Genomic DNA, 5,707 nt, shown 5'->3' on the forward strand with positions numbered 1-5,707 from the left:
GGGCGGGTGCGGAGGTGTCGCGGGTCAGCGGGCCAGGAAGTGCCAGCCCAGCCACCACCAGAAGCCGAACACCCCGATCCGGCCCACCGGAACCGGTCCGACCTCGTACCGCATCACGTAGGCGCAGACGTCCGCGAGTGACGGCACCCGCGAATCGGGGCGGCGGGCCGCCCACTCGACCACGGCGAAGAGCACCAGCGCGGTCGCGAACCCGACGATGGCGACCAGCCGCATCATCGGCGCACCAGTCCCCAGAACGCCGCCAGCCAGCCGAACCAGACCGCCGAACGCACCAGTTCGTCCTCCAGTAACGGGTCGGCGAGCCGGGAGAAGGTGGGGAACTCGTCACCGGCCGACACGACGAACGTGGCACCCTCGAACACCCCGAAGACGGCCACCGGCAGCACCCACCAGAAGGCCCCCCGGCCCAGCCGGATCGGGACCGGCCGCCGGGGCACCCGGCTGCCCAGCCCCAGCCAGATCAGCGTGCCACCGGTGCCCAGGATCCAGAGGTTGGCCTGCGCCGAGAAGGAGGGCAGTTGCCCACCGACCAGGGAGATACAGACCAGCACCGGCACGGTGACCACCGGGCGGTCCCAGGCGCGCGGCGCCTCGACGGTGAGGTCGCGAGGCTGCTCCATCCTCCGATTCTGCCCGCGCCCACGCACTGCCGGAAGACCGACACCCCCCGGAGATCAGGAAGCCGACCGCCAGGACGACCTCGAACCCGACCCCATCCGCAGGTCCACACGCGGTCGAGCGGATCGCCGGGACGGCCCGCCTCAGGAGACGATCAGCGCGGCGTCCAACTCGGCCCGGATCCGCCCGAGCACCTCCTGCGCGTCACCGCTGCCGGTGAACCCGGCGGCGAACCGGTGCCCGCCGCCGCCCAGCGCCATCGCGACCCGGCTGACATCGACCGCGCCCTTGCTGCGCAGGGAGACGGCCCACTCCTCGGGCCCGACCTGCTTGACGACGCACGCCACGTCGGCCTCGGCCGTGCACCGGACAGAGTCGATCAGAGACTCCAGCACGTACGGCCGCTGGTCGTGCCGGGCCAGGTCGTCCAGGGTCGCGTACGTCCAGACCAGGCCGTGCCCGGCGGCCGCCGCGCGGTCCAGGACAGCCCGGCCGAGCACCTCGCCGAAGAGCCGCACCGCGCCGAAGGGTCGGGTGTCGAAGACCTGCCGGGAGATGTCGCCCGGACGGATGCCGGTGGCCAGCAGCCGGGCTGCGAGCTGGTGCACGGCGGGGGTGGTCATGTCGAAACGGAACGAGCCGGTGTCGGTGGCCAGCGCGACGTACAGGCAGGCCGCGATCTCCGCGTCCAACGGCACGTCGAGGCGGCCGAGCAGTTCCTCGGCGACGACCGAGGTCGCCGCCGCCCGAGGATCCACCAGGTGGAGTCGGCCGAAGCCGCTGTTCGACGCGTGGTGATCCAGCACCAGCGCCTCGCCGGCGGTGTCGAGCCGGTCGGCCAGCTCACCGAGCCGCGACACGCTGGCCGCGTCGAAGCACACCACCAGGTCCGGGTCGGGGTACGCCTCGGCGGCCGGCACCAGCAGGTCGAGCCCGGGCAGCCAACGGAACGGCTCGGGCACCTCGGGCGGGCCGGGGAAGGTGGCCTCAAGGTGCCGTACGCCCAGCCGGCGCAGGCCGAGCCCGAAACCGAGCATGCTGCCGAGCGCGTCCCCGTCCGGGTTGACATGGCAGACGAGCAGCACCCGCGCGTCGGCGGGCAACCGGCGTACCGCCGCGACCGCGGCGGCCCAGTCGGCCTCGGTCGGCCCGGCGAGGGCCGGCCCGGGGAGCAGGTCGCCGGCCGGGCCGGTCACCGTCGGTCCGCCGCGGACGGGGTGTCCTCGTCCTCGTCCTCGTCGCCCTCCACGTCAACGTCGTCGGCGTCCTCGTCGTCGACCCGGTACGGCTGGGCGTCGCCGGCGTACCGGGCGCTGGCGGCGAGCCGCTGCACCTCGGCGTCGGCGTGGCGGGCCTGGGCGAGCAGGTCGTCGATGTGCTTGACCTGGTCCTGGACGTCGTCGAGGACGAAGGTCAGGGTCGGCGAGTGCCGCAGCCCGAGCGCCTTGCCCACGGTGCTGCGCAGCATGCCCTTGGCACTCTCCAGCGCGGCGGCGGTGCTCGCCTGGGCGGCCGCGTCACCGAGCACGGTGTAGAAGACCGTGGCGTCGCGCAGGTCGGCGGTGATCCGGGCGTCGGTGATGGTGATCATTCCGAGCCGGGGGTCCTTGATCTGGCTCCGCACCACCGACGCGACCAGTTCGCGAATACGCTCCGCGTGCCGGCGTACCTTGGCCGGATCCGTCATCTCCCCCACCTCCAGGGCATCCTGCTCCCGGCCGGACCGCGGCGCGGGACGCCGCCGGGACCGACCGCCCAACATCTCGAACACTACCCGCGCGCCCCGTGCTCCCGCCGACCACCGTCGGTGGTGCCGCGCCCCGACCCCCCGCCATGTCATCAAGAGCCTCGCAACCCCGCACGGCGGGTCGGGGAGGTAGCTCCCGACCGGCGTGCCGGGCCGGCGGTGGGCGGCTCAGTCGTCGCCGCCGTGCAGGCGGCGGCGGACCGAGAGGAGCTCCACCTCGGGGCGGGTGGCGACCAGGCGCTCGCAGGAGTCCAGCACCTCGCGGACGTGCGACGCCTCGGCGGCCACCACCGCCACCCCGATCTCGGCCCGGCCGTGCAGGTCGAGCGCCCCCACCTCGGCGGCCGACACCTCGAAGCGGCGCAGCGCCGCCACGATCGGCCGTACGTATGATCTCTTGGCCTTGAGCGACCGGGAGTCGCCCGGCAGCAGCAGGTCGAAGACCGCGGTTCCGGTGAACATCGCCCCGGACATTACGGTCACCTCCTGACGCGATCAAGGGGTTTACGCCGGTGCGGCGTAAACCCCTTGATCACTGTGTCAGCCCGTGGATCAGGCGCGCGGCTTCTCCCGCATCTCGAAGGTCTCGATGATGTCGCCGACCTGGACGTTGTTGAAACCGCCCAGCGTCAGACCACACTCGAAGCCCTCGCGGACCTCCGTCGCGTCGTCCTTGAACCGCTTGAGGGAGCTGATCGTGAGGTTGTCCGCCACGACCGCCCCGTCCCGCAGCAGCCGCGCCTTCGCGTTGCGGCGGATGACGCCGGACCGGACGATGCAGCCGGAGATGTTGCCGACCTTGGACGAGCGGAAGACGTCGCGGATCTCCGCGCTGCCCAGCTCGACCTCCTCGTACTCCGGCTTGAGCAGACCCTTGAGCGCGGCGTCGATCTCCTCGATGGCCTGGTAGATGACGGTGTAGTACCGGATCTCCACGCCTTCGCGGTCGGCGATCTCGCGGACCTTGTTGGCGGCCCGCACGTTGAAGCCGATGATCGTGACCGCCTCGGACGAGGCGCTCGCCAGCATGACGTCGCTCTCGGTGATCGCGCCCACGCCCCGGTGGATGATCCTGAGCTGGACCTCCTCCGGGATGTCGAGGTTGAACAGCGCGTCCTCGAGGGCCTCCACGGAACCGGAGACGTCGCCCTTGAGCACCAGGTTGAGCGAGGTCTTCTCGCCCTCCTTGAGCTGCTCCATGAGCGTCTCGAGGGTGGCCCGACCGCGGGAGTTGGCGAACGACGCCGCCCGCCGCCGTGCCTGCCGCTGCTCGGCGATCTGGCGCACCGTCCGGTCGTCGGCGGCGGCCAGGAAGGTGTCACCCGCACCCGGCACCGCGGTCAGACCGAGCACCAGGACCGGACGGGCCGGACCGGCCTCGGTGACCTGGTTGCCGTTCTCGTCGAGCATCGCCCGGACCCGGCCGTGCGCCCCACCGGCGACGATCGAGTCGCCCGCCCGCAGGGTGCCCTTCTGCACCAGCACGGTCGCCACCGCACCACGGCCCTTGTCCAGGTGCGCCTCGATGGCCACACCCTGCGCCGGCCCGTCGATCGGAGCGGTCAGCTCCAGCGACGCGTCGGCGGTGAGCAGGACCGCCTCGAGCAGGTCGTCGATGCCGATGCCCGGCTTCGCGGCCACGTTGACGAACATGGTTTCGCCGCCGTACTCCTCGGCGACCAGGCCGTACTCGGTCAGCTGCTGGCGGACCTTGTCCGGGTTGGCCTCCGGCTTGTCGACCTTGTTGACCGCGACCACGATCGGCACGTCGGCCGCCTTGGCGTGGTTGAGCGCCTCGATGGTCTGCGGCATCACGCCGTCGTCCGCCGCGACGACCAGCACCACGATGTCGGTGACCTGGGCACCACGGGCACGCATGGCGGTGAACGCCTCGTGACCCGGGGTGTCGATGAAGGTCACCGCGCGGTCCTCGCCCTCGTGCGGCACGTGGACCTGGTAGGCGCCGATGTGCTGGGTGATGCCACCCGCCTCGCCGGCCACCACGTTCGCCTTGCGGATCGCGTCGAGCAGCTTGGTCTTACCGTGGTCGACGTGACCCATGACGGTCACCACCGGCGCACGGCTGACCAGGCGGTCCTCCGCGACCTCGGCGTCGAGGTCGATGTTGAACTGCGCGAGCAGCTCGCGGTCCTCGTCCTCCGGGCTGACGATCTGCACGTCGAAGCCGAGGTGCTCACCCAGCAGCAGCAGGGTGTCGTCGGAGCAGGACTGGGTCGCGGTGACCATCTCGCCCAGGTTGAACATCTCCTGGACCAGCGAACCCGGGTTGGCGTTGATCTTGTCGGCGAAGTCCGACAGCGAGGCCCCACGGGAGAGCCGGACGACCTGACCCTGACCCCGGGGAGCACCCGAGCTCATGGTCGGAGCCGACAGGTTGTCGAACTCCTGTCTGCGCTGCTTCTTGGACTTGCGGCCACGGGTCGGTCGACCACCCGGGCGCCCGAAGGCACCCGCGGCGCCGCCGCCACGGCCACGGCCGCCACCACCGGGACGACCACCGCCACCGGCCGGAGCGCCCGGACGGAACCCGCCACCCGGAGCGCCACCACCACCGCCGCCGCCACCGGGACCGCCACGGAAGCCACCGCCACCGCCGCCGCCACCACCGGGACCGCCACGGAAGCCACCGCCACCGCCGCCGCCGCCGGGACCGCCACGGAAGCCACCGCCACCGCCGCCGCCGCCACCCGGGCGACCGGCGCCGCCACCGGGACGGCCCGCGCCGGGGCCACCGGGGCGACCCGTGGTGGGCCGCTGGCTCGGCATCGAAGCCGGGCTGGGCCGCGGCGGCATGGACGCCGGGCTGGGCCGCGGCGGCATGCCCGCCGGGCTGGGACGGGGACCGCCGGCACCGGCGGCCGGGGGCCGCTGCTGGCCGCCCTGAATGCCGAACGGGTTGTTGCCGGCGCCGCGCGCCGGCGGACGGCCACCCGGACGGGCGTTCGGGCCCGGGGCCGGGGCGCCCGGACGACCGGCGGCCGAGGAACCCGGGCGGGGCGGCATCGCGCCCGGACCCGGACGCGGACCGGGACGCGGACCACCCTCGGTCGGGGGCTCGCGCCGGACGTTCTCGCGCTGCTGCTGGCGGGCGGCCTGGGCGGCCTTGACCGCGGCCTCCTGCTCAGCCTTCAGCGCGGCGGCGCGCGCCTCGGCGGCCGCCACCTCGATGTCGTGAGCGCTCGCCGGCTTGGCGACCGGGGTCACCGACTGCGGCGGGCCGGGAACCGGGCCCTTGGGCTTCGGCCCGGGGGTCGGCGCGGCCGGCCGCCGGGGCGGCATCGGCTTGGCCGAGACCCGGGG

The 5,707-nt window shown here is 73.4% G+C and carries 6 protein-coding genes; all 6 read right to left on the reverse strand.

What is annotated here, in order from left to right; genetic code table 11:
* Window positions 1-24: 24 nt before the first annotated feature.
* Window positions 25-234: a DUF6186 family protein gene (locus E1165_RS27605; RefSeq protein ID WP_207917060.1), complete on the reverse strand. Its 210-nt coding sequence runs from the start codon at window positions 232-234 to the stop codon at window positions 25-27.
* Window positions 234-641: a hypothetical protein gene (locus tag E1165_RS27610; protein WP_132394633.1), complete on the reverse strand. Its 408-nt coding sequence runs from the start codon at window positions 639-641 to the stop codon at window positions 234-236. Before E1165_RS27610 ends, E1165_RS27605 begins: the two co-directional genes overlap by 1 nt.
* A gap of 141 nt (window positions 642-782) precedes the next feature.
* Complete coding sequence (locus tag E1165_RS27615) at window positions 783-1,835, reverse strand: bifunctional oligoribonuclease/PAP phosphatase NrnA (protein ID WP_371687403.1); 1,053 nt, start codon at window positions 1,833-1,835, stop codon at window positions 783-785.
* Window positions 1,832-2,326, reverse strand: coding sequence for a 30S ribosome-binding factor RbfA (gene rbfA, locus E1165_RS27620; RefSeq protein ID WP_132394634.1), 495 nt, complete (start codon window positions 2,324-2,326; stop codon window positions 1,832-1,834). The genes E1165_RS27615 and rbfA overlap by 4 nt, the downstream gene beginning before the upstream one ends.
* Before the next feature lie 228 nt (window positions 2,327-2,554).
* Window positions 2,555-2,848 carry a DUF503 domain-containing protein gene (locus E1165_RS27625; RefSeq protein WP_132394637.1) on the reverse strand — a complete coding sequence of 98 codons (294 nt, stop codon included), beginning with the start codon at window positions 2,846-2,848 and terminating at the stop codon, window positions 2,555-2,557.
* 90 nt (window positions 2,849-2,938) lie between these two features.
* The coding region (infB, locus tag E1165_RS27630; RefSeq protein ID WP_132394635.1) for a translation initiation factor IF-2 at window positions 2,939-5,707 on the reverse strand (2,769 nt) is incomplete at its 5' end.

This window comes from Micromonospora sp. KC723 (assembly GCF_004348595.1).
Classification (GTDB): domain Bacteria; phylum Actinomycetota; class Actinomycetes; order Mycobacteriales; family Micromonosporaceae; genus Micromonospora.

Bases quoted from the DNA above. Each gene is read 5' to 3' on its own strand.
- E1165_RS27610 (WP_132394633.1), bottom strand. From the start codon at position 641: ATGGAGCAGCCTCGCGACCTCACCGTCGAGGCGCCGCGCGCCTGGGAC.
- rbfA (WP_132394634.1), bottom strand. From the start codon at position 2,326: ATGACGGATCCGGCCAAGGTACGCCGGCACGCGGAGCGTATTCGCGAA.
- E1165_RS27625 (WP_132394637.1), bottom strand. From the start codon at position 2,848: ATGTTCACCGGAACCGCGGTCTTCGACCTGCTGCTGCCGGGCGACTCC.
- E1165_RS27605 (WP_207917060.1), bottom strand. From the start codon at position 234: ATGCGGCTGGTCGCCATCGTCGGGTTCGCGACCGCGCTGGTGCTCTTC.